We start from the raw sequence: 23,564 nt of genomic DNA on the forward strand, positions 1-23,564 counted from the left end.
CGTTTGCGCGTCCGATCGGGTGGGGCGTGCAGCACCACCAGCGGCCCGCCGGAGAGTGTCCCCGCAACGACTGCTGCTACGGCCGCCGCTCAGCCGGCCGAGGCCGTCGCCGTGGTGCTCTCCGAGGCGGAGTCGGACGGCGTGGCCGAGGTGCTCTTGTGCGGCTTCGGCGAGGCGGAGGTGGTCGCGGAGGCGCCCGGCGCGGGCGTCGGGATCGCGGTCGGGCCCCACTTGGTGAAGTAGTTGTCGGCCGGGACGACGAACGCGCTCAGGCTCACCGCGCCGGTCGTGCTGAGGGTGAAGGTGACCTTCTGGGCGTTGCCGTCCTCCAGGCCGGTGCCGGCGTCGGTCAGCGCGGCGGAGGCGTTGCCCTTGCCGCCCAGGACGAGCGAGCCGAAGGCCGGGACGACCAGCTTGCCCTTGCCCTTGGCGGGGGTGAGCGTGGCCGTGCCGACGCCGTCGACGCTGACCGAGTCCAGGGTCTGGGGGTCCTTGCTGGTGTTGAACAGGGTCGCGGAGATCACCGCCGGGCCCGAGGGCTGGGGGCTGGAGTCGGTGATGGGCTGGGTGATGACGAGTGCGTTCTGCACCTTGATGACGCCGACGGAGACGGCCGCGTTGTCCGGCTTGACCCCAAGCGTCTGGGCGTCGTTGCCGGCACCGCACGCGGCGAGCGAGGCGATCGAGAACGCGATGGCGGCGGCGGCGAGGGCGCCGCGTCGAAGGCTGCTGCTCACGGCGGCGGCTACTCCTTGAACGTGGGCGGAGCAGGGCGACTCCCGAATAAAGCCGCCCTAAGTATCTGTCAGCGGCCTTAGGTTACCGAGCCGTTCCCGCGCCACCGCACCCGACCCTCCCCCAACCGGGTACCCGTGTGCCACAAGTGACTCGCGGGTCACTTGCGCCCGGCGCTCGTCCGGCATTCACATAAGCAGCTCAGCCGTCCGTCGGCGGATTTTCCGTGAAGAATGCAGGACACCCCGAAGAATTGATCACCGGCCGTTCCGTGCCGCCTCGGTGATCAATTCCGGATTCACCTCGCACCGGGCTCCGCGCACCGAACGGAGTAGCGGAAGTCGAGCACTTGGAACCAGACATTTGCGGACGTTCGTCCACTTGGGGGCGCCTCCGGATGTGTGTAACGTACGCGTTTCACCTCGCCCGGAGAGCTGCTCCGACCTGCGAATACCCTCTTCCGCTCGGCCTCCGCAGCACGTTCCTGTTGCTGTTGTCAAGCCCCGAGATATGCCCTGACCTGCGAAAACGCCATTCAGAACACGCAGTTTCCGTGTTACCCTGGATAGCCACGGAAGGGGTACCTGTCACATGACGTTCAAGGTTGGCGACACCGTGGTCTATCCCCATCACGGGGCCGCGCTGATCGAGGCTATCGAAACTCGCCAGATCAAAGGCGTGGACAAGACCTACTTGGTGCTGAAGGTCGCCCAGGGTGACCTGACGGTGCGTGTGCCAGCGGACAATGCGGAGTTCGTGGGCGTACGTGATGTGGTCGGTCAGGACGGGCTGGACCGGGTCTTCGAGGTGCTGCGTGCTCCGTACGCCGAGGAGCCCACGAACTGGTCGCGTCGTTACAAGGCAAATCTGGAGAAGCTCGCCTCCGGCGATGTCATCAAGGTCGCGGAAGTCGTCCGTGACCTGTGGCGTCGTGAGCGCGAGCGCGGACTCTCCGCAGGTGAGAAGCGCATGCTCGCCAAGGCTCGCCAGATCCTGGTGAGTGAGCTCGCGCTCGCGGAGAACACGAACGAGGACAAGGCCGAGGCCCTGCTCGACGAGGTTCTCGCGTCCTGACGCAGGCACCTGGTACGCCCTGCTCAGCACACTGAAATGCCGTGGTGCCCGATGACAGCCCGCCTGTCGCCGGGCGCTTCGGCATGTTCGGGGGCAGTTCAGGGCCAGGCCGAGAAACCCCCGATAATGGTGTGCCGGGCCCGGGCAGCAGGCTCGACCGGTGTCACGGAAGGGTCCGGTCAAGGCGTCGCGCCCGGCACTCCTCAGGCCATACCCACCTAGGTCGAGCACACAAACCTGACAGGAACCGATGTCTGACGATTCGCGCTCTTCGCAGGCGCAGTCCTCCGTCGCCGCCGTGATCCCGGCCGCCGGACGGGGCGTACGCCTCGGCCCGGGCGCTCCCAAAGCGCTACGCGCGCTGAACGGCACCCCCATGCTCATCCACGCGGTCCGCGCCCTCGCCGCCTCCCGCGCCGTCACCCTGGTCGTCGTCGTGGCCCCGCCCGACGGCGCCCCCGAGGTCAAGACCCTCCTCGACGCGCACGCACTGCCCGAGCGCACCGACTTCCTGGTCGTCCCCGGCGGCGACTCCCGCCAGGAGTCCGTGAAGCTCGGCCTGGACGCACTGCCGCCGGGCTACGACGTCGTCCTCGTCCACGACGCGGCCCGCCCGCTCGTCCCCGTCGACACGGTCGACGCGGTCATCGAGGCCGTACGGGACGGAGCCCCCGCCGTCGTACCGGCCCTGCCCCTCGCCGACACCGTCAAGGAAGTCGAGCCGGCCGCACACCCCGGCGACCCGGAACCGGTGGTCGCCACCCCGGAGCGGGCCCGGCTCCGCGCCGTACAGACTCCGCAGGGCTTCGACCGCGCCACGCTCGTCCACGCGCACGAGACGGTCACCGACAACGTCACCGACGACGCGAGCATGGTCGAGCAACTCGGCCTGACGGTCGTGGTCGTCCCCGGCCACGAGGAGGCCTTCAAGGTCACCCGCCCCCTGGACCTGGTCCTCGCGGAGGCGGTCCTCGCCCGCAGGAGGCTGAACGATGGCTTCTGAGCAGTCCTTCGTGCTTCCCCAGGTCGGCATCGGCACCGACATCCACGCCTTCGAGGAGGGCCGCGAACTGTGGTGCGCCGGCCTCAAGTGGGAAGGCGAGGGCCCGGGCCTGGCGGGCCACTCCGATGCGGACGTCGTAGCGCATGCCGCGTGCAATGCCTTGTTCTCCGCAGCGGGCCTCGGCGACCTCGGCCGGCACTTCGGCACGGGCCGCCCCGAGTGGTCGGGCGCATCCGGGGTGACCTTGCTGACAGAGGCGGCGAGGATCGTCCGCGAGGCGGGCTTCACCATCGGCAACGTGGCCGTACAGGTCGTAGGACCGCGCCCGAAGATCGGCAAGCGCCGGGACGAGGCGCAGAAGCTGTTGTCGGAGGCGGCGGGAGCTCCGGTGTCGGTTTCGGGCGCCACGACGGACGGCCTGGGCTTCCCGGGCAGGGACGAGGGGCTCATGGCAGTGGCGACGGCGCTGGTCGTGAAACTCGGCTGAGCGGCCCGGCCTCGGCTCTTGGGGGCGCGGGGAACTGCGCGACCAGCCCCCACCGGCCGGTACCCGACATACGGTCCCGCGCACCCCTTACCGCCCACTACCCTTGTACCGTGACCATTCGTCTGTACGACACCAGCGCCCGGCAGATTCGCGACTTCGCCCCGCTCACCGCGGGCTGTGTCTCGATCTACCTGTGTGGTGCCACCGTGCAGGCCGCCCCGCACATCGGCCACATCCGCTCGGGTCTGAACTTCGACATCCTGCGCCGCTGGTTCGAACACCGCGGCTACGACGTCACGTTCATCCGCAACGTCACCGACATCGACGACAAGATCATCGCCAAGTCCCGTGACCAGGGCCGCCCTTGGTGGGCGATCGGCTACGAGAACGAGCGCGCGTTCAACGACGGCTACCAGGCACTGGGCTGCCTCCCGCCGACGTACGAACCGCGGGCGACCGGCCATGTGCCCGAGATGATCGAGATGATGCGCGGGCTCATCGAGCGCGGGCACGCCTACGAGGCCGACGGCAGCGTCTACTTCGACGTGCGTTCGTACCCGGACTACCTGCAGCTGTCGAACCAGGACATCGACGACCTGCGCCAACCCTCCGAGGAGGGCATCACCGGCAAGCGCGACCCGCGCGACTTCGCGATGTGGAAGGCGACCAAGCCGGGCGAGCCCGACTGGGAGACCCCGTGGGGCCGCGGCCGGCCCGGCTGGCACCTGGAGTGCTCGGCGATGGCGCACAAGTACCTGGGCCCGGCCTTCGACATCCACGGCGGCGGTCTCGACCTGATCTTCCCGCACCACGAGAACGAGATCGCCCAGGCCAAGGCCTACGGCGACGACTTCGCGCAGTACTGGGTGCACAACGCCTGGGTCACCATGAGCGGCGAGAAGATGTCGAAGTCGCTCGGCAACAGCGTGCTGGTGTCCGAGATGGTCAAGGTGTGGCGGCCGATCGTGCTCCGCTACTACCTCGGCACCCCGCACTACCGCTCGATGATCGAGTACAGCGAGGATGCCCTGCGCGAGGCGGAGTCCGCGTTCGCGCGGATCGAGGGCTTCGTGCAACGGGTGGTGGAGAAGGCCGGGGGAGTCGTCGAGCCCGCGGCCGAGGTGCCGCCGGCGTTCGCCGAGGCGATGGACGACGACCTGGGCGTCCCGCAGGCCCTCGCCGTCGTACACACGACCGTCCGGCAGGGAAACTCCGCGCTCGCGGCCGACGACAAGGAAGCCGCCGTGGCCCGCCTCGCCGAGGTGCGCGCCATGCTCGGCGTCCTCGGGCTGGACCCGCTGGACCCGCAGTGGGCCGGCGAGACCGACCGCGGCGACGATCTGCACGGTGTCGTCGACACCCTGGTCCGCATGGTCCTCGACCAGCGCGAGGCCGCCCGGGGCCGTAAGGACTGGGGCACCGCGGACGCCATCCGTGACCAGCTCAACCAGTCGGGCCTGGTCATCGAGGACGGCCCGCAAGGGCCCCGCTGGAGCCTCGGCCCACGCTGAGCCCACCCCGGTCAACGAAGATCGACTGTGCCGCCCGGCCCTCCGGGCGGCACACTGCATAGACGCACGTATTCATTCGTACTCATCGCATCGCACAGACAGGTAGGTCATGGCAGCCAACAACCGCCGCATGTCCGGCAAGAAGGGCGCGCAGGTCGGCAGTGGCGGCCAGCGGCGCCGGGGCCTGGAAGGCAAGGGTCCCACCCCGCCCGCCGAGGCACGCAAGGGTCACAAGAAGAACCGCATCGCCAACGCCAAGGCCAAGCAGGTCCAGCGCCGCCCGGTCGCGCGCGGACGCGGCGGCAAGGGCACGTCCGAGATGGTCGTCGGCCGCAACCCGGTCGTGGAGGCGCTGCGCGAGGGCGTTCCGGCGGTCACGCTCTACGTCCAGCAGTTCATCGACAACGACGAGCGGGTGCGCGAGGCGCTCCAGCTGGTCGCCGAGCGCGGCGGCGTCCACCTCATGGAGGCCCCGCGCCCCGAGCTGGACCGCATGACCAACGGCCTCAACCACCAGGGCCTGGTCCTCCAGGTCCCGCCGTACGAGTACGCACACGCCGAGGACCTCGCCAACGCGGCCTACGACAAGGGCGAGGACCCGCTGATCGTCGCCCTCGACGGGGTGACCGACCCGCGCAACCTCGGCGCGATCGTCCGCTCCGTCTCCGCGTTCGGCGGCCATGGCGTCCTCGTTCCCGAGCGGCGTGCGGCCGGCATGACCGCGGGTGCCTGGAAGACGTCGGCCGGTACGGCGGCCCGTACGCCCGTCGCCCGCGCCACGAACCTGACGCGCGCCCTTGAGGCGTACAAGAAGGCCGGTATCGCGGTCGTCGGCCTGGCCGCCGACGGAGAGGCCGAGGTCGGCGAACTCCCCGCCCTGGAAGGCCCGGTGGTCATCGTCGTGGGCAGCGAGGGCAAGGGCCTGTCCCGCCTCGTCGGCGAGACCTGCGACTACCGGGTGCGGATTCCGATGCCGGGTGGCGCGGAGTCGCTGAACGCGGGTGTGGCGGCCGGAATCGTGCTCTACGAGGCGGCCCGTCGCCGTAGCTGAACGGACGTTCGGCGCGGTCACCCACTCGGGGCAATCTGGCGGCCGAGGGCGAGCTTGACGCTGTCCGGACACATCCGCCAAGTCAAAGCAGTGTCCTAAACACACGTCACTCGGTTAGATGAGTGTGGACACCAGAACACCCCGCACACCCACGGGGGACCGCTCGTCCGGATTCCAGTCCGGATTGGACGACGCTCCCGCGCTGAGCATGGTGAAGGTGCCGAGCGATCCGGCCCAGGTCATCGTCAACCATGCGAGTTTCCGCGTGCAGCTGGGCGCCTCGACGCGCACCCAAAACCCGCGCCTCGCACGGCAGTTGAGTACCGCCGAGGACACCGCCCGGATGCCCGCGGCCGGTGCCGCGCGCCGCAGGCCCGTCGTCTGGAGCGGCAGGTCCGCCCCGGACGACACCGGCGCCCACCGGCTCCTCCAGGCCGTGCGGGGCAGCGGCGTCCGCCACGGCGAGCAACCGTCCGGCGACGCCGGCGCCACGCAGGTCATCCCCCGTATCGCGGACGGCGGTTACGACGGCGACCTGACCGCGCAGACCCTCGAAACCCCCATCGTCGGCGCCCAGCGCGGCCACGCCCACGACACCGGCGAGAACCGACTCCTGCCGCAGATGCGGACCGTGGGCAGCGCCTACGACGAACCCGCCTACGGAGACGGGGAGTTCGAGGACTTCGAGGCGGACGGCGAGCGCGAGCGGCGCACCGGGCGGCACCCCAACGACCCGGTACGGCACGCCTATTACCCCGGCCGCCGGATGAACCTCGGCGTCGTCCTGCTCCCTCTCCGTATCTTCCTCGGCTTCATCTCCATCTACGCCGGCATGGGCAAGCTGTGCGACCCCGTGTACTTCGACGGCGGCAAACGCGGCTCCATGGTGAAGTGGCTCAACACCCTGCACCCCTGGGAAGTCGCCGAGCCACTACGGCAGTTCGCCCTCCAGCACCCCGTCGGCTCCGGGCTCGTCATCGCCTTCGCCCAGGTCATCGTGGGCGTCCTGACGATCCTCGGCCTCTGGCAGCGGGTTGCGGCGGTCGGCGGCGCGCTGCTCTCCGCAGCGCTCATCGTCACCGTCAGCTGGAAGACCGTTCCCGCCTACGACGCCCCCGACATCATCTACCTCGCCGCCTGGTCCCCGCTGATCATCGCCGGCGCCCCCGTCTACTCCGTCGACGGCCGCCTCGCGGGCAGCGCCTGGCGCCGCCTCGGTCCCCGCGCCGACATCTGGGAACTGCGCCGCTACGTCCTGCGCCGAGGCGCCCTGGTCACGGCGGTCTCCATCGGCCTCACCCTGCTCATCGGCTCGCTCCTCGGCGGCGCGGTGCGCGACTCCAGCCGCGTGGTCGTCCCCGGCCCCGGCGAGGCCCCGCGCAACGAACTCCCCGGCGCCCCGCTCCCCGGGGAACCGACCAAGAGCCGCAGCAGCAGCCCCTCGGCGGCCAACTCGCCGTCCCAGAAGGCCACTTCGGCCAGCCCGTCGCACGCCGCGACGAGCCCGGGCGCGACCCACTCGTCGACCGGTACGGCCACCGGCGGCGCCCCCAGCCAGACCCAGGGCACCGCGGGCCGCACCCAGCCCCAGCACTCCTCCCCGGCCGGACAGGCCCCCAGCACGACCTCCGGCCCCACGTCGGGCGGCGGCACGACCGGCGGCACCGGCTCAAGTGGCGGCTCCAGCACCGGGGGTTCGTCCTCCTCCGGCCAGCCGGGCCTGGTGGGCGGCCTGTTGGGGTAGCTGGGCCGGTGGACGGCTTGTTGAAGCAGTCGCCCACCGGCTGACACACAGGAAGAGGGCCCGCACTTTTCGGTGCGGGCCCTCTGCGGTTTCGTCCTTCGGGGGCGCGGGGCTGTGCAAACAAATATGCGGCTCCGCCGCGCGGGCGCGACCAGCCCCCACCGGCCCGCGCTCAACGACCCAGCGCGGCAAGCTCCTTGGCGGCTTCCCGCAGATCCTTCGCGGTATCGATGGCCCGCCAGTACGCCCCCTGCGGAATCGGGAACCCGGCCAACCGCAACTCACGCGCGAGGTGCGGGAAAGTCGTCCGCTCGTGATCCCCCCGCTCCGGCAACAACCCCGCGAACTCGGGCGAGAAGACGTACACCCCCGCGTTGATCGCGAACTGCGTCGGCGGCGACTCGATGAAGTCCGTGACACGCCCGAAGTCGTCCGTCTGCACGGCCCCCCAGGGGATCCGCGGCCGGGCCAGCGCGATCGTCGCGACGGCGTCGCGCTCGGTGTGGAAGTCCGCCATGTCGCGCAGCGAGAAGCGGGTCCAGATGTCGCCGTTGGTGGCGTACCAGGGGCTGTCCGGGCGGGGCAGATGCGCGGCGGCGTACTTGAGGCCGCCGCCGCGGCCCAGCGGCTCCGTTTCGACGACCGTGGTCACCTCGACGGGCAGATCGGCTTTTTTCAGCCAGTCCTGCAGCACCTCGGCGAGATGCCCGCAGCTCACGACGACGTCGGTCACGCCCTCCTCGGCGAGCCAGACGAGCTGATGGCCGATGATCGGCGTCCCGGTGCCGGGGATCTCGACCATCGGCTTGGGCCGGTCGTCGGTGTAGGGGCGCAGCCGGGATCCCTGGCCACCGGCCAGGATCACGGCTTGGGTGGGGCGCGACGCGGCGTTCGGATCGGTCATGACCCGAACTGTACGTGGCGGCCCCACCGCATTTTTCGGCTGCAACCGTTCCTTAATCAGCCGTTACCGACCTCCTACTCCGGGCGCCGGCTCCGGTCAGCTGTGCGCGGCCATGACCCCGGAGGCGAACGCGGTGTCGCACACGGGGCGGGCGTAGGACTGGGCGCGTGCCGCGCCGTAGATACGGACCGCTGCGCGGCCCAGTGCGCGGGCGATGGAGGTGCAGTGCGTGGCGAGCGACGGGTGGCCGTTCACCGCCTCCTGGAGGTGGGTCAGGACGACGCCTGGGTTCTTGTCCTGCAGCTCGGTCATGAGCTGGTCGCGCAGGACGTCCTGCGGGGCGCGTGCGGCGGCCCGCGAGGAGGCTCCGGCCGCCGTGACGTCCGTCGCGGTGAGCATCGAACTGGAGGGGCTCCCCGACCAGTTGACCCGGGTGACCGCGAGGGTCCCGGAGAGCACCATCATGACGGGCAGGACGAGGGCGAGGGTGCGGCCGACCCGGCGGGCGGGGCCCCGGCCGCGTCGCGGCTGTTGGTTATTGGAGTGCTTCACGCGTGTGAGGGTAGCGCCCGGTAATGATTTGGCGACATTTAGTCACCAATTCGGGGGATGGATTGGTGCCTCGAATTGGGTAGGGCGTTGACGAACACCGCTCGAAATGACGGGTCTGCCGGGGTATTTGTCATATCGGTCGGCCGACGTGGACCGGAAACGGGAAAGGGCCCCGCGGATCACCGCGGGGCCCCTCCTGTGGACGTGTGATCAGTCGGTGAGACGCTCGCCCGTGGAGGTCGAGAACACGTGCAGCTCGCCCGGACGCGGCACCACGTGCAGCGTCGAGCCCTTCTCCGGCACCGAACGGCCGCTGACGCGGACGACCAGGTCCTTCAGGTCGTCGCCGACCTTGGCGCTGCCGTAGACGTAACCGTCGGCGCCCAGCTCCTCCACGACGTTCACGGAGACCGCGAGACCGGCCGGGGCGTCCTCGGAGTCCTTGGTGAGGGACTTCGCGGCCTCGCCGTTGTGCTCGTCGATGTCGAAGTGCTCGGGGCGGACGCCGACGGTGACCGTACGGTCACCCTTGTCGGTGGCGGCCTTGAGCGCCTCGCGGTTGACGGGGACGACCGAGTTGCCGAACTTCACACCGCCGTCGGTGATCGGGACCTCGATCAGGTTCATGGCGGGGGAGCCGATGAAGCCGGCCACGAACAGGTTCTTGGGGCGGTCGTACATGCTGCGGGGGCTGTCGACCTGCTGGAGCAGACCGTCCTTCAGTACGGCCACCCGGTCGCCCATCGTCATGGCCTCGACCTGGTCGTGGGTGACGTAGACGGTGGTGATGCCGAGACGGCGCTGCAGCGAGGCGATCTGCGTACGGGTCGAGACACGGAGCTTGGCGTCGAGGTTCGACAGCGGCTCGTCCATGAGGAAGACCTGGGGCTCACGCACGATGGCGCGACCCATCGCGACACGCTGGCGCTGACCGCCGGAGAGTGCCTTCGGCTTGCGGCTGAGGTAGTCCGTGAGGTCGAGGATCTTCGCCGCGTCCTCCACCTTCTGGCGGATCTCGGCCTTGTTGACGCCGGCGATCTTGAGCGCGAAGCCCATGTTGTCGGCGACCGTCATGTGCGGGTACAGCGCGTAGTTCTGGAACACCATGGCGATGTCCCGGTCCTTCGGCGGCAGGTGCGTGACGTCGCGGTCACCGATGCGGATGGCGCCCGCGTTGACGTCCTCGAGCCCCGCGAGCATGCGGAGCGAGGTGGACTTGCCACAGCCGGACGGACCGACGAGGACGAGGAACTCGCCGTCCCCGACCTCGATCTCCAGACCATCGACGGCGGGCTTCTCGGTGCCCGGGTAGATCCGGGTCGCCTTGTCGAACGAAACAGTGGCCATGGTGAAGGCCCCCTTCTACCGGCAGGAACGTGCCGGACGATCCGTTGTAGGAAGGTGGTGGTGTAGTCCACGCGAGTGAACTGGGTACGGACGGTACCTGGCGTTTGCCCGGTCTGTCAGTACCCGAGGCCATGTGAACTTCGCGGAAATTTTCGACAGGGGGCGGCGGGGACCTGGGTACACTGCACCAGGCACGTGATCGCGCACGACTCGGCTACGCCGGGCACATCCGCATCACACTCGTGCAGGCCTCCTTAGCTCAGTTGGCCAGAGCAACGCACTTGTAATGCGTAGGTCGTCGGTTCGAATCCGACAGGGGGCTCCAAGGTACACCCCAGGTTAGGCATCTGACCTGGGGTTTTTTATTTTCCTTGACCTTCTAGTGGTCTAAACCACTGCCTCGTGAGGCGGGTTTGAGGCCCAGATGGGGCCGAGATCGCCTTGTGTATTGGTAATGCGTAGGTCTCAGGTTCGAACCCATGGGTGTAGCGCCAAAGTGAATCGCCGGCCAGCCCTGCGAGCTGGCTCTTTCTTTTCGGGCGACCATGGAATTCCGGGCAAAGTGGGCAGTCGTGCCCTGCGGTCGTGGCAGGCGATCAGGGTGCTGCGTGACCCTCGGGGTCACGGGGCTGCCGCCCGACCGGGGTGCGGGAGAAACGGCCCGTACAGGAAACGGCCCCAAGGGACGCACGGGGTGTGCGCGGACGCTTTGTAGGGTGCGACAGCTGGACTGGACCGAGGAGACAATTCTGTTGGGGTCGGCCCGTGGTCGCGGTCAGTGGGTCTGCGGAAGGCTGCTGACCCAGAGTGGAAGCACGGCATCGAGACCGCGGTCGACGTGACGCTGCTCAGCCGTTACTACGGCACCTGGTAGACCGTCTCCGCCACGGAGACCCCTCTGCATCTCTGGACTATGTAGCAGCGCTTCCAGCCATCGCACACGTCGGGCGCTGAGCGCGTTCGTCCGTACCCGGATGACTACATGCCCGAGTACGCCGACACCCCCCGCCCGGAAGCGTCAACACCGGCACCACAACAACGAGTTGAGGCACGCGATGCGACGAGTCGGTACCTCCAGCTTCATCGAGTCAGGGGGTCAACGTCCCGACCAGCTCGCCGACCTCCGTCCGCCAGGTGTGGACCTGGTCGTGCGTGGGACCGATCTCGTACTGGTGGTAATGGCACCCCAGGCAGAGGTGGGACCAGACGGCATTGGTGCGGCGAGCGGTCTCCGCCGCGGTGTAGCAGTGGAGGCACAGCATCTTGGCCCGCATCGTGGTGTCGGCGAGCCCTGGCACCGCAGCGTCGAGTACACGGTCGATGGAGATCTCCAGGGCGGTCCGAAGAGCGAGGGAGGCTCCGCGGTGGCGGCCGGCGGCCGTGGCGCCCGTGCGGGCGGCAAGCAGCTGATCGGCCGTCAGCAGGAGCTCTTCGACCGAGGTGGTGGGAGTGCTCATCACGGGGTCACCTCCGGCTTGCGCACCTTCTGCGCCATGTTCTCGATGTCGTCCACGAAGCGGTGGGGGTCGGTGATCTGTGCTCCCGCAGCGTGGGCGCCGTCCTGGCACTGTTTGAGGAGGTCCACCGCACGCGGTCCGCAACGGGTGCGCAGTTCCCGGTAGACGTCGCCGGTTCGCCCGGCGTCGCCGAACAGGGCCAGCGCCGCGACCTTCATGAGCTTGTCGGCGCTGCCGACGGCGGCCTGCAGCTCGTTCTCGGGCGCGCCGGAGCGGTGGTGCCGGATCCAGGCGGCCTCAAGGAAGGCGTTCTCCAGGGCGATACGGCACAGGCTGGGCAGCACGTGGGTCCGTGCCGCCGTTGGCAGGTCACTGGTACTGGCGATGGCCCGCGCGTCGTCGAGCGCCTGCCGTACCGGGTCGGTCACCGGCTTGACCTTCACCTTGGACGACTCGGCCCGCTCGACCTCGAACACCGTCACCGGCAGCTCCTGGCTGGTGAACGCCCGCTGGAGCCGGGTGTCGTGGGTGAACACGACGACCTGCCGGTGCTCGCCGAGCTCGTGCAGGACCTGGGCGAGTCCGTTGACCTTGGCGGGGTCCATGGACTGTACGGGGTCATCGATGACGATGAAGCCGAACGGGCTGTCGGCGGTGGCGGCCACAGGCAGGAACAGGGACAGCGCGAGGGAGTGCTGCTCGCCCTGGCTCATGACGCTGAGAGCCGAGGCCTCCTGGCCGTCGACGGAGACGTCCATGACGAGCTTGCGGACAGTGGCCTTCTCGCTGCCCTTCAGGCTCACGGCCGTGAGGTCGATGTTGCTCTCCTGGCGGAGCCGCTCCCAGATCCGCTGCGACTGGTCGGCGAAGCCTTCCATCCGCTGTTCCCGCAACTCGGCGGCCAGCGCCTTGATCCAGGTGCTCGCCTTCCTGATGTCCCGCAGCCGAGGTTTGCTCGCCTCAACAGCACGGGCCCTTTCCGCCCAGCCCGCCAGGCGGGTGACGAGCCCGCGCCAGCGTTCGTCCCGCTTCTCCAGCTCCCTGAGGGCGTTCTCCTTGACCGCGGCGCAGGCATCGGCCAGCGTCGCGGCGGCCTCGTCGGCGTGCCGGGCGAGTTCGTCGGGATCGCTGATGGTCCGGCAGGCGGTCCAGGCGCGCCACGGGTCGGCGAGGGCGGCGGGGATCCGCGGGGGCGTGTGAACGAGGTCCTGCACGTTCCGCGCGGCCGACCGGAGTTCGCTGCGCGCGCCCGCGGCTGCCTCCGCCTCCTGCCGCAGTGCGGCGATCTGGGCGATGGCGTCCGCAGCCCATGCCGCGTCCAGCATTCCGTCGGTCCTGCACACGGGGCAGGAGGCAGCGTCGGGGTGACGGTCGTTGTGCGCCACGGCCCGTTCGAGGAGTTCCGCACGCTGCAGGGCGTCCTCGGTGCCGGTGCCGCGCAGATCTTCCACGTCGGCGAGAGCCCTGCGCAGGCGGTCCACGGTCGTGCGGACCTGCGCCATCTCGGGTCCCCGCACCTCTGCCTCGGCGCGCAGCCGGGCGAGCAGGCCATCGTCCGTGTCGGCGGGCAGACCGGTGACCAGGGCTTCAATGGTCTCGAAGTCAGGCGTTCCCGTCGTGTCGACGGCGACGAGTGCCTGGACCGCGCGCTCGTCGTCCTCCAACTCGTACAGGGCTTCCTTGAGGCCCGGCAGCTCCGCCTTCGCCATCTTCTCCGCGTCTTCGAGTGCCTTGGCCTCCTGGCGGAGCCGGCCGTCGGCGGCGCTGAGCTGCCCCAGGCCGAGGATGGTGGCGATGGCGTCGTACATCTCGGAGGGCTTGCCACTGATCATGCGGTCGAGATCGACGTACGACAGGAAGGGCCGGAAGTCCCGCAGGGCCTGCTTCCAGTCCACCTGGTCGAGGGGTGCGCGACCGTGTCCGGGCCGCTTGAGCTCGGCCTGGGAGTCGTCGAAGTCGTCGCCCTCCCAGGTGCGGGTGAGTGTGCTGCGGCCGGTGTCGCCCTCGATGGCGAGCTTCACCTCGATCTCTGGCCTGCCGTCGGTGTCGTGGAGGTTGCGCCAGTTGCTGCTGTGCGTCGCGTGCTGTCCCTGCCAGCGCATGTTCACGCCGGTGAAGGCCGTCTCGATGCCCTCGGCGATGCTGGACTTGCCGGAGCCGTTGCGGCCCACGACCAGGTTCACGCCGGGTCTCGGGCTGAGCTTGAGCCAGGCGCGCGGTCCGATGCCGCGGAACCGGGCTACGGCGACGGACTCGAGGTAGATCCGGCCGATAGGGGACGTCCCCTGGGGCTCGCCGTCGCCCAGGGCCTCTTTCAGGAGCACCTTCACGGGCTCGGTGAGCGCCTCCTCCGACAGGCGGGCTTCCACCAGACCGGCCACGGGCACGGGCTGGTCGGCCGGGGCCGGACGGGCGAGGTCGGTGGGGTGGTGCGCGTTCTGCCGGGGCTGTTCCGTCACGGTCATGTGGGTTCCTCCCGTGTGTGCGGTGGGTGGCGACTGCGGTGCGGAATGGACGTGGGGTGGGCGGCCCCGAGGTGTGGCGTTGCGATGAAAAGGGACCGGGAGAGGTCGGATGCGTGGCGCGGTTCGGCGCCAGGACGCTTCACGGTGCGGTTGCGGAGGCGCCGTCCATGCTTCCATTCGGAAGCGTGACTAGATAAGCACAACACTGAAAGCATCGTCAAACAACTTGACGAGCTTGATGGGTGTAGTAACGTGTTAACTGTCCCTGTCCGACTGGCCCGAGAGGTGCGGAACTCCACGCCATGCCCCAGCAGCCACCAGCCCGACCGGCGCGCTCCGCACACGTGACAGCCGCCGAGATCTCCCGCATCGCAGGGGTCACACGCGCCACCGTCAGCAACTGGCGCCGCCGCCACGACGACTTCCCGGCACCCAGCGCAGGCACGGAAACCAGCCCGCTCTACGACCTGCCGGCCGTCCAGGCGTGGCTGCGCCGACGCGGGCACACCTCCACCGCCTCGCCGACCGAGGAACTGCGCACGGAGCTACGGCTGCTGGGCCCCGGCTCGGGAGTGGCCGCGCGGCTGTTCCCCCTGGTGGCTGCCGCGTCTCGCCGCACGCAGGAGGAACTGGCCGAACTCGCCACCGTGCCCGACGACCAGCTGCTTGCCCGAGCGGAGAAGGCCGCAGCCCAGCTCCCTGCGGCTGTGCCCGCGGCCGAGCCGGTCCGCTACGGCCCGGACGACGCGGGCGCGGTCCGCGCGCTGCTGGATTGCGTCCGTGAGGCAGGGGCACAGGCCGCCGTCGACGTCCTCGCCGAACGCGAACTGGACGAGGGTGCCGCCAGCGGCGTCTACCAGACCCCCGAGGCCCTGGCCCTGCTCATGGCACGGCTCCTGCCCGCCGACGTGTCCCGCGTCCTCGACCCCGCCTGCGGCAGCGGCACGCTCCTGGCCGCCGCCGCCCGACAGGGCGCACAGGCGCTGTTCGGGCAGGACTCGCTCCCCGTCCAGGGCCAACGCACCGCGGTCCGGCTGCTGATCGCCGCACCCGAGGCCGAGACGGCGATCCGCGTCGGCGACAGCCTGCGCGCCGACGCCTTCCCCGACGTCACCGTGGACGCCGTCCTGTGCAACCCGCCGTTCGCCGACCGCGACTGGGGTCACGACGAGCTGGCCTACGACCCGAGGTGGGCGTACGGACTCCCGCCGCGCTTCGAGTCCGAGCTGGCCTGGGTGCAACACGCCCTCGCACACCTGGAGCCCGGCGGTCACGCGGTCATGCTGCTGCCGCCCGCGCTGGCCTTCCGCTCCTCCGGCCGCCGCGTCCGTGCGGAACTCATCCGCGGCGGGGCCCTGCGCGCCGTCGTCTCGCTTCCCGCGCGTGCCGCGTATCCGCTCCACATCGGCCTACAGATCTGGGTGTTCCAACGCCCCGAGCCGGGCGGCACGGACCGTACGACGGTGCTGTTCGTCGACGGGGAGGGCGAGCAGCGGGACGGCGCCACGGGCACGTCGTCCGCCACCGACACGGCTGGCGCCGGTACCCGCGGCGGCTCACGCCCCCGCCGAGCCGGCTCCCCGCCTTCCGCCGCCTCCTCTGCCCCCACCTCTTCTTCCTCCTCCTTCGAGTGGGCGGGGCTGACCGACCGCGTCCTCGCCCAGTGGGCCGCGTTCACCACCGCCCCCGACACCTACGCCGACGAGCCCGGCGTCGCCCGCGCGGTGCCGCTTGTCGACCTCCTCGACGACGTCGTCGACGTCACCCCAGCCCGCCATGTCCGGGCGACCGCGGCCGACATCGACCCGGCCGCCCTGATCCGGCGCGTCCACGAACTGCACGATCAACTGGCAGAGCAGGTCGCCGCTTTGGCAGCCGCCTCCGCTTTCGGCGGGGGGCAGTCGTCCGGGGCCTCAGCCCGCGAGTGGCGTACGGCGACCGTCTCCGACCTGGCGCGCGGCGGGGCCCTGACCGTGCTGCGGGCGGCGACACCCGGGACCCGAGGCTCCAAGGGCCCCGCCGCCCCCACCGTGGACCGGCCGGTTCTCACCGCCCGGGACATCTCTGCCGGAAACCCCCCATCCGGCGGGGCTGTCGACCTCCACGCCGACGCGGTGCAACCCGTCGCCGCCGGGGACGTGCTCGTACGCGCCCTCGCGGGCGGCGGTGACGGGTCCGCGATGACCCGGGTCGCGGACGACCAGGACGCCGGAGCCCTGCTCGGCCAGCACATCCACCTCCTGCGCCCCGACCCGGCCCGCCTCGACCCGTGGTTCCTGGCCGGGTTCCTCGGCGCCGAGGACAACATCGCCTCCGCCTCCACCGGCAGCAGCCTCGTGCACATCACACCTGGCCGCCTGCGCGTACCGCTGCTGCCCCTGGAGGAACAGCGGCGCTACGGGGAGGCCTTCCGCCGCGTGTACGAGCTGCGCGCCGCCGTCCGCCGGACCGCCGACCTCGCCGCCGACACCACGGCTGTGCTGACCACCGGCCTCACCGCTGGCGTACTCCTGCCACCGGACGGCCCGGACAGCCGTTCCGCCTGAAACGCCCTACACGTCCCACCGCACACGACCACACTGGATACCTGCCGTCCCCCGCCCGGACGGCGCTCTTCGGAAGGAAGCCGGGACCTCTTGAACATCAGCAAGCACACGGAGCTGGCGAACCACGCCTGGTCCGTCGCCGATCTTCTGCGCGGTGACTACCGACAGTCCGACTACGGCAAGGTCATCCTGCCGTTCACCGTGCTGCGCCGCCTGGAGTGCGTCCTGGAGCCGACGCGCGACAAGGTCGTCGAGACCGTCGCCAGGTTCGCGGGCCAGGAGATCGACACCGACCACTTCCTGCGCAAGGCCTCGGGCAACTCCTTCTACAACAAGAGCGACCTCACGCTGCGGAAGATCGCGGCTGACCCGCAGAACGCGGCCAAGAACCTGCAGATCTACGTCGGCGCCTTCTCCGACAACGCCCGCGAGGTCCTCGACAAGTACGAGTTCAACCAGCAGGTCAGGAAGCTGGACGGCGCGAACCTGCTCTACCAGATCATCGGCAGGTTCACCGACCTGGACCTGCACCCCGATGTCGTGCCCAACCACAACATGGGCTACATCTTCGAGGAGTTGATCCGCCGCTTCGCCGAGCAGTCGAACGAGACCGCGGGTGAGCACTTCACCCCGCGCGAGGTCATCAAGCTGATGGTCAACCTGCTGGTGGCGCCCGACGCGGACGCCCTCACCGTGCCGGGCGTCGTCCGCACGGTCATGGACCCGGCCTGCGGCACGGGCGGCATGCTCAGCGCCGCCGACGACCGCATCAAGGCCCTCAACCCGGACGCCACGGTCGAGGTGTACGGACAGGAGCTCAACCCCGAGTCCTGGGCGATCTGCCGCTCCGACCTCATGATCAAGGGCCAGGACCCGGAGAACATCCGCTTCGGCAACTCCTTTTCCGACGACGGCCACGCCCGCCGCAAGTTCGACTACATCCTCGCCAACCCACCGTTCGGCGTGGAGTGGAAGAAGGTCAAGGAGGAGGTCGAGTACGAGCACACGTCGCTCGGCGACGCCGGCCGCTTCGGCGCGGGCCTGCCGCGCATCAACGACGGCTCGCTGCTCTTCCTCCAGCACATGATCTCGAAGATGAAGCCGGTGGACGTGAACGGCGGGGGCGGCTCCCGCATCGCCATCGTCTTCAACGGCTCCCCGTTGTTCACGGGCGCGGCCGAGTCCGGCGAGTCCCAGATCCGTCGCTGGATCCTGGAGAACGACTGGCTGGAGGCGATCGTCGCCCTCCCGGACCAGCTCTTCTACAACACCGGCATCTCCACGTACTTCTGGATCCTCACCAACCGCAAGGACGCCGACCACAAGGGCAAGGTCGTCCTGCTGGACGCGCGCGACCAGTGGCAGAAAATGCGCAAGTCGCTCGGCGACAAGCGCAAGGAACTCGGCGATGGGACGAACGGCCGCCCCGATCACATCGGCGACGTCACCCGGCTGTACGCGGAGGCCGCTCAGGTCGCGAAGGACCCCGAGCACCCGCTGCACGGCAAGGTCAAAGTCTTCGCGAACGAGGACTTCGGCTACCAGCGCATCACCGTCGAACGCCCGCTGAAGCTCCGCTTCGAGGTCACGGAGGAGACGTTGGTGGCGCTGGCGGAGGCCAAGCCGGTGGTGAGGCTGGAGCGGAGCGAGGAGTTCGTCGCGGCGGTGCGTACGTTGCTCGGCTCGTCCTGGACGACGAAGTCCGACGCGTTCATCGAGCTCAAGGACGCGGTGGTCGCGGCCGGGCTGACGTGGCCGTCGGGAGCGCCGTTCGCGAAGGCGGTACGGGAGACGATCGGGGTACGGGACCCGGAGGGCGAGGTCCAGAAGATCAAGGGCGCGCCGGAGCCGGACGCGGACCTGCGGGACTTCGAGAACGTGCCGTTGGGAGAGGACGTCGAGGAGTACCTGAAGCGTGAGGTGCTGCCGCACGTGCCGGACGCGTGGATCGACCATACGAAGACGAAGATCGGCTATGAGATCCCGTTCACGCGGCACTTCTACGTGTACAAACCGCCGAGGCCGTTGGTGGAGATCGACGCGGAGTTGAAGTCGCTGGAGGCGGAGATTCAGGGCCTGCTCGGGGAAGTGACCCCGTGAACAACTCGGCCGTCACACCGCCTTCCCCCAAACCCTCTGACACCTACGAACTTGTACGCCTCGGATATGTCGCGCGCTTGCAGAACGGACTGACCGTCGATGCCAAACGGGACGTAACAGGTGACGTCGTCACCAGTCCGTACTTGCGTGTCGCCAATGTCCAAGCAGGGAGCCTCGACCTCGAATCGGTCACCGAGATCACTGTGCCTCGAAGTGTGGCCCAACGCAGCACACTTCGTCCAGGTGACGTCCTGATGACCGAAGGAGGGGACTTGGACAAGCTGGGCCGTGGGACGGTCTGGCAGGGCGAACTTGACCGGTGCCTGCACCAGAACCACATCTTCGCGGTCCGCCCCGATGCACAGCGACTCAGTGGCCGCTTCCTCGCCTACGTGACCCAGTCTCTTTACGGCCGCCACTATTTCGAGAGCACCGGCACGAAAACCACAAACCTGGCTTCCACCAATAGCAGCAAGATCCAGAGTTTCCCTCTGCCGCTTCCGCCTCTGGGTGAGCAGCTCCGCATCGCCGACTTCCTCGACGCCGAGACTTCGCGGTTGGACGAGTTGGCCAGAATCCTGGTTCTGCTGATCGAACGCTTGAAAGAGCGCGAAGGGGTGGCCATTGAGCTGACACTCTCCAGTGCCTCTTCTAGTAGTGTGCGCCTGAAGCGCCTGTTGACCGTTCCAATGTCGTATGGCGCAAATGAGTCAACTGAACACAATCGGCGAGACTGGCCTCGATACATTCGGACGACGGACATTGCCAACGACGGCACGCTACGCGATGAGACGTTCGCTTCGCTACCGCCTGACGTTGCTCGAAATTACATGTTGAGCGACGGAGACCTTCTCTTCGTGCGTAGTGGGGCAACAGTGGGAAAGAGCTTCGTCTACGGATCACAGCATGGCCCGGCTGCACATGCCGGTTATCTGATCAGGGCCCGCGTAAACAGCAATCTCATCCTGCCGCGACTTATTTGGCATTTCTGCCAGACCGCGACGTATTGGCAGCAAGTCAGCGAAGGTGCCATCCAGGCTACAATTCAGAACGTCAATGCCGAGAAGTACGGGAATCTGCTTGTTCCTCTTGTTGATAGGGGGAAGCAGGATTCGACGCTTGCAATCCTCGATTCACAGGTGGCGAAATCACGAGTTCTGCAACATCGAGCAGCGCAGTTCCTGGAGTTGCTTGTCGAACGCCGCCAAGCCCTGATCACCGCCGCCGTAACCGGCCAGTTCGACGTATCCACCGCCAGCGGGCGCAACGTAACGGACGGAGTCACCGCGTAGCCATGAGCCCCATCCACACGGAGTCCGCCTTCGGTGACGCCATCGTCGCCGCCATGGTCGAGCGCGGCTGGCGCGAGGCACGGCCGCAGGACTACCGGGCCGATCTCGGCCTGGACACCAACGAGTTGTTCACCTTCATCGGGGCGACCCAGCCCGACGAGTGGCACGAACTGCTCACCGTCTACGGCAGCGACTTGGACGAGGCCCAGCGCGGTTTCGCCAGCCGCCTTGACCAGGCCATCGCCACCAACGGGCTCCTCGATGTCCTCCGCAACGGTGTCAAGGACCGGGGTGTCCTGCTCCGCGTCGCGTACTTCAAGCCCAACCTCGTCGCCCACGACTCCGTCCTCGACGGCTACCGGGCCAACCGCCTCACCGTCGTCCGCGAACTCGTGTACGCGACGAAGCAGGCCGACTGGGGCAACAAGCTCGACCTCGCCCTGTTCCTTAACGGAATCCCCGTCGCCACGGCCGAGTTGAAGAACCCGCTGACCAAGCAGGGGGTGGAGCACGCCAAGGAGCAGTACCGCGCCGACCGCGACCCCACCGAGCTGATCTTCACGCGCCGCGTCGTCGCGAACTTCGCCGTCGACCCGGACCTGGTCTTCGTCGCCACTCAACTCAAGGGCAAGAACACCCGCTTCCTGCCCTTCAACACCGGCTCCAACGGCCCCGGTCAGCCCGGCGGCGCCGGCAACCCGGACCCGACCGCCTTCGGTACGTACGCGACCTCGTACCTCTGGGAGAAGGTCTGGCAGCCGGACAACTGGCTGGACCTGCTCCAGCGGTTCGTACACCTGCACAAGAGCAAGACGCCGGGCGGCGGCACGACGAAGACGATGGTCTTCCCCCGGTTCCAGCAGTGGGACGCGGTTAAGAAGCTCACCGCGCACGCCGCAACGCACGGCGCGGGACACGACTACCTGGTCATGGCCTCGGCCGGCTCGGGCAAGTCGAACACCATCGGCTGGCTCGCGCACCGCCTCAGTGATCTGCACACCCCGACCGACCCCCGCGAACTCGACGCCGAGGCCATCGCCAAGGGCCTCAAGCCCGGCGTGCCGGTCTTCGACAAGGTCATCGTTATCACCGACCGTCGCAACCTGGACGCCCAACTCCGGGAAACGGTCGGCAATTTTGAGCAGACCGCAGGCCTGGTCGTGAAGATCGACGAGAAGTACGGGGCGAAGGGCGAGCAGCTCGCCAAGGCTCTCTCCCGCGACACAGGGAAAATCGTCACCGTCACGCTGCACTCCTTCCCTGCGCTGATCTCGTATATCGAGCGCAACCCAACCGAGATTCGGGGCAGCCACTTCGCGATCGTCGTGGACGAGGCGCACTCCTCGCAGTCCGGCGACGCCGCCAAGGACGTACGGGCCGCTCTGCGTGACCTTGGCCTGGACGCCGACTCGGACGACGCGGGCGCGACCACGGTCAAGGCCGCCACCCTCGACAAGCAGCTCAAGAAAAGGGCCGAGCAGCGTTCCCGCGCCGCGAACCTCTCCTACTTCGCGTTCACCGCCACGCCGAAGGCCAAGACCCTCGAACTCTTCGGCACGCTCCAGGACATCGATGGCAAGGCGACGTACCGGCCCTTCCACACGTACTCCATGCGGCAGGCGATCGAGGAGGGCTTCATCCTCGACCCGCTGCGCAACTACGTCACGTACAACACGTACTGGAAGCTGGTGAACCAGAACCCCGACGAGCGGGAGGTTGACCCGTCGAAGGCGAACGGCCTGCTCGCCCGGTACGCGCTCACCCATGACTCGACGGTCGCCCAGCACGCCCAAGTGATCGTGGAGCACTTCGTGGCGCACAGCCGGGGCCGTCTCGGTGGGCGGGCCAAGTCGATGGTGGTGACGGCCTCGCGGCAGTCCGCCGTACAGATGGCGCGCGCGATCAAGAGCTACATCAAGGACCGGGACTACGACACCAAGTACCCCGACCTGGGTGTCCTCGTCGCCTTCTCCGGCTCGCTCACCGTCGACGGTGAGGAGACCACCGAGCCGAAGGAGAACGGCGGGCTGTCGGAGAGCGCGCTGCCGAAGGCGTTCGCGTACACGCGTGCCGACGACAAGGCCGCCCGAACCGGCGGTGCGGGCCAGCGCGAGTACAGGATCCTGGTCGTGGCGGAGAAGTACCAGACCGGCTTCGACCAGCCGCTGCTGACGACGATGTACGTCAACAAAACCCTGACCGGCATCTCCGCCGTACAGACCCTGTCCCGGCTGAACCGGACCGCCGAGCGCAAGTCCCAGGCGGACCTGGCGGTCCTGGACTTCGTCAACGACGCCGAGGACATACAGGACTCCTTCCGCCCGTACTTCGAGGAGGCGAACACCCTTCCCTCCGACCCCAACCTGCTTTACACCGCGCAGAGCCGGGTCATGCAGGCGCCGATCCTGTCCGGGCAGGAGATGGACGAGTTCGCCGCCGCGTACTTTGCCGCCAAGGAGAAGGCGGCAGGCTCACAGTCCAAGTGGGAGAAGCTGCACGCCGAGCTGTACCGGCTGCTCTCGCCCGCCGTCGCCCGTTTCACGCCCCTGCTCGAAAGCGAGGACGAGGACGACCAGGAGACGGCGGAGGGCTTCCGCGCCGACCTCAATGACTACGTCAGGAAGTACGGCTTCCTCGCGCAGATCGTCCCCTACCGGGATGCCGACCTGGAACGGCTGCACCTCTACGGCCGCTACCTTCTCAACCGGCTGCCGCGCCGCGCGGACGGCGGCGTGGACATAGGCGAGATCGACCTCAGCCATATGCGGGTGGAGAAGACCGGCGAGTACGACGTCTCCCTCACTGCCGAGGGACCGACGATGATGCAGGGCTTCGGCGACGGCTCGGGCGGTGCGAAGGAAGCGGAGAAGTCGCTGCTCTCGCAGTTGATCGACAAGTTCAACGAACGCTTCGGCACCGAGTTCACCGAGCAGGACGTCATCCGCCCGTTCGAGGAGGCCAAGGCCGACCCGAAGGTGCGGGCTGCGGCCGTCGTCAACGACGAGGACAACTTCGGCCTCGTCTTCGACAACGTCTTCGCGGACAAGATGGCCGACCACATCGACACCATCGCGGGCATGGGCCGCCAGTACTTCGGCCCCGACAAGGGCTTCAAGTCCAGCCTGGACCGCAGCGCCCGCAAGGCCGCCTGGCGGATGATCCGCCGCGAGGAGGGCCTGGACGACAGGGTCTGATGTGTAGGCCCTGGCTGGATGTGCCGGCTGGGGCGCCCGTTGAAGGACATCGCGAGCACACAGTCGGACCGCGTCCCGGAGTTGGTTGGCGCCCCGAACCTA

Annotated in this window: 16 protein-coding genes and 1 tRNA gene; 11 read left to right on the forward strand and 6 right to left on the reverse strand. The window is 68.7% G+C overall.

Annotation, left to right across the window (positions count from 1 at the left end; all coding sequences use genetic code 11):
* Window positions 1–89: 89 nt before the first annotated feature.
* On the reverse strand, window positions 90–737 hold the full coding sequence (locus AB0I51_RS45770) for a DUF461 domain-containing protein (protein ID WP_362985016.1): 648 nt from the start codon (window positions 735–737) through the stop codon (window positions 90–92).
* A 589-nt stretch (window positions 738–1,326) separates the two neighbouring features.
* Between AB0I51_RS45770 and AB0I51_RS45775 the strand changes: the two genes are divergently transcribed.
* From AB0I51_RS45775 to AB0I51_RS45800, 6 genes are all read left to right on the forward strand, one after another.
* Window positions 1,327–1,809 (forward strand): CarD family transcriptional regulator, encoded by a 483-nt coding sequence (locus AB0I51_RS45775; RefSeq protein WP_003953493.1) that lies wholly within the window; start codon window positions 1,327–1,329, stop codon window positions 1,807–1,809.
* Between the two features lie 250 nt (window positions 1,810–2,059).
* A complete protein-coding gene (gene ispD / locus AB0I51_RS45780) occupies window positions 2,060–2,812 on the forward strand; it encodes a 2-C-methyl-D-erythritol 4-phosphate cytidylyltransferase (RefSeq protein WP_362985018.1) in 753 nt (250 codons plus the stop codon).
* The gene (ispF, locus tag AB0I51_RS45785; protein ID WP_362985020.1) at window positions 2,802–3,299 is read left to right on the forward strand and encodes a 2-C-methyl-D-erythritol 2,4-cyclodiphosphate synthase; all 498 of its coding nucleotides are present in this window, start codon (window positions 2,802–2,804) and stop codon (window positions 3,297–3,299) included. Before ispD ends, ispF begins: the two co-directional genes overlap by 11 nt.
* A 110-nt stretch (window positions 3,300–3,409) precedes the next feature.
* Entirely contained in the window at window positions 3,410–4,810 is a 1,401-nt protein-coding gene (gene cysS / locus AB0I51_RS45790) for a cysteine--tRNA ligase (RefSeq protein ID WP_362985022.1), read from the forward strand.
* Window positions 4,811–4,919: 109 nt separating this feature from the next.
* Window positions 4,920–5,861, forward strand: a complete 942-nt coding sequence (gene rlmB / locus AB0I51_RS45795; RefSeq protein ID WP_362985024.1) for a 23S rRNA (guanosine(2251)-2'-O)-methyltransferase RlmB — start codon at window positions 4,920–4,922, stop codon at window positions 5,859–5,861.
* 118 nt (window positions 5,862–5,979) lie between these two features.
* Window positions 5,980–7,605, forward strand: coding sequence for a DoxX family protein (locus AB0I51_RS45800; RefSeq protein WP_362985026.1), 1,626 nt, complete (start codon window positions 5,980–5,982; stop codon window positions 7,603–7,605).
* A 172-nt stretch (window positions 7,606–7,777) separates the two neighbouring features.
* Here the strand turns inward: AB0I51_RS45800 and AB0I51_RS45805 are convergent, their stop codons facing one another.
* From AB0I51_RS45805 to ugpC, 3 genes are all read right to left on the reverse strand, one after another.
* Window positions 7,778–8,509, reverse strand: coding sequence for a nucleotidyltransferase family protein (locus AB0I51_RS45805; protein WP_362985028.1), 732 nt, complete (start codon window positions 8,507–8,509; stop codon window positions 7,778–7,780).
* Between the two features lie 96 nt (window positions 8,510–8,605).
* Window positions 8,606–9,061 carry a hypothetical protein gene (locus AB0I51_RS45810; protein ID WP_026179108.1) on the reverse strand — a complete coding sequence of 152 codons (456 nt, stop codon included), beginning with the start codon at window positions 9,059–9,061 and terminating at the stop codon, window positions 8,606–8,608.
* A gap of 210 nt (window positions 9,062–9,271) precedes the next feature.
* Entirely contained in the window at window positions 9,272–10,408 is a 1,137-nt protein-coding gene (ugpC, locus tag AB0I51_RS45815) for a sn-glycerol-3-phosphate ABC transporter ATP-binding protein UgpC (RefSeq protein WP_362985030.1), read from the reverse strand.
* Between the two features lie 248 nt (window positions 10,409–10,656).
* Between ugpC and AB0I51_RS45820 the strand changes: the two genes are divergently transcribed.
* Window positions 10,657–10,733, forward strand: a tRNA-Thr gene (locus tag AB0I51_RS45820).
* A gap of 763 nt (window positions 10,734–11,496) precedes the next feature.
* Here AB0I51_RS45820 and AB0I51_RS45825 read toward each other — a convergent pair.
* A complete protein-coding gene (locus AB0I51_RS45825; RefSeq protein WP_362985032.1) occupies window positions 11,497–11,865 on the reverse strand; it encodes a hypothetical protein in 369 nt (122 codons plus the stop codon).
* Window positions 11,865–14,330: an AAA family ATPase gene (locus AB0I51_RS45830; protein ID WP_362985034.1), complete on the reverse strand. Its 2,466-nt coding sequence runs from the start codon at window positions 14,328–14,330 to the stop codon at window positions 11,865–11,867. Before AB0I51_RS45830 ends, AB0I51_RS45825 begins: the two co-directional genes overlap by 1 nt.
* 344 nt (window positions 14,331–14,674) lie before the next feature.
* Between AB0I51_RS45830 and AB0I51_RS45835 the strand changes: the two genes are divergently transcribed.
* The 4 genes from AB0I51_RS45835 to AB0I51_RS45850 all read left to right on the forward strand — a co-directional run bounded on the left by AB0I51_RS45835 (window position 14,675) and on the right by AB0I51_RS45850 (window position 23,462).
* Entirely contained in the window at window positions 14,675–16,876 is a 2,202-nt protein-coding gene (locus AB0I51_RS45835) for an N-6 DNA methylase (protein ID WP_362985036.1), read from the forward strand.
* Between the two features lie 90 nt (window positions 16,877–16,966).
* Complete coding sequence (locus AB0I51_RS45840; protein ID WP_362985038.1) at window positions 16,967–18,976, forward strand: class I SAM-dependent DNA methyltransferase; 2,010 nt, start codon at window positions 16,967–16,969, stop codon at window positions 18,974–18,976.
* The gene (locus tag AB0I51_RS45845; protein ID WP_362985040.1) at window positions 18,973–20,268 is read left to right on the forward strand and encodes a restriction endonuclease subunit S; all 1,296 of its coding nucleotides are present in this window, start codon (window positions 18,973–18,975) and stop codon (window positions 20,266–20,268) included. The genes AB0I51_RS45840 and AB0I51_RS45845 overlap by 4 nt, the downstream gene beginning before the upstream one ends.
* A gap of 2 nt (window positions 20,269–20,270) precedes the next feature.
* Window positions 20,271–23,462, forward strand: coding sequence for a type I restriction endonuclease (locus tag AB0I51_RS45850; RefSeq protein ID WP_362985042.1), 3,192 nt, complete (start codon window positions 20,271–20,273; stop codon window positions 23,460–23,462).
* Window positions 23,463–23,564: the final 102 nt, after the last annotated feature.

It is taken from the genome of Streptomyces sp. NPDC050549 (assembly GCF_040655035.1).
Taxonomy (GTDB): Bacteria; Actinomycetota; Actinomycetes; order Streptomycetales; family Streptomycetaceae; genus Streptomyces.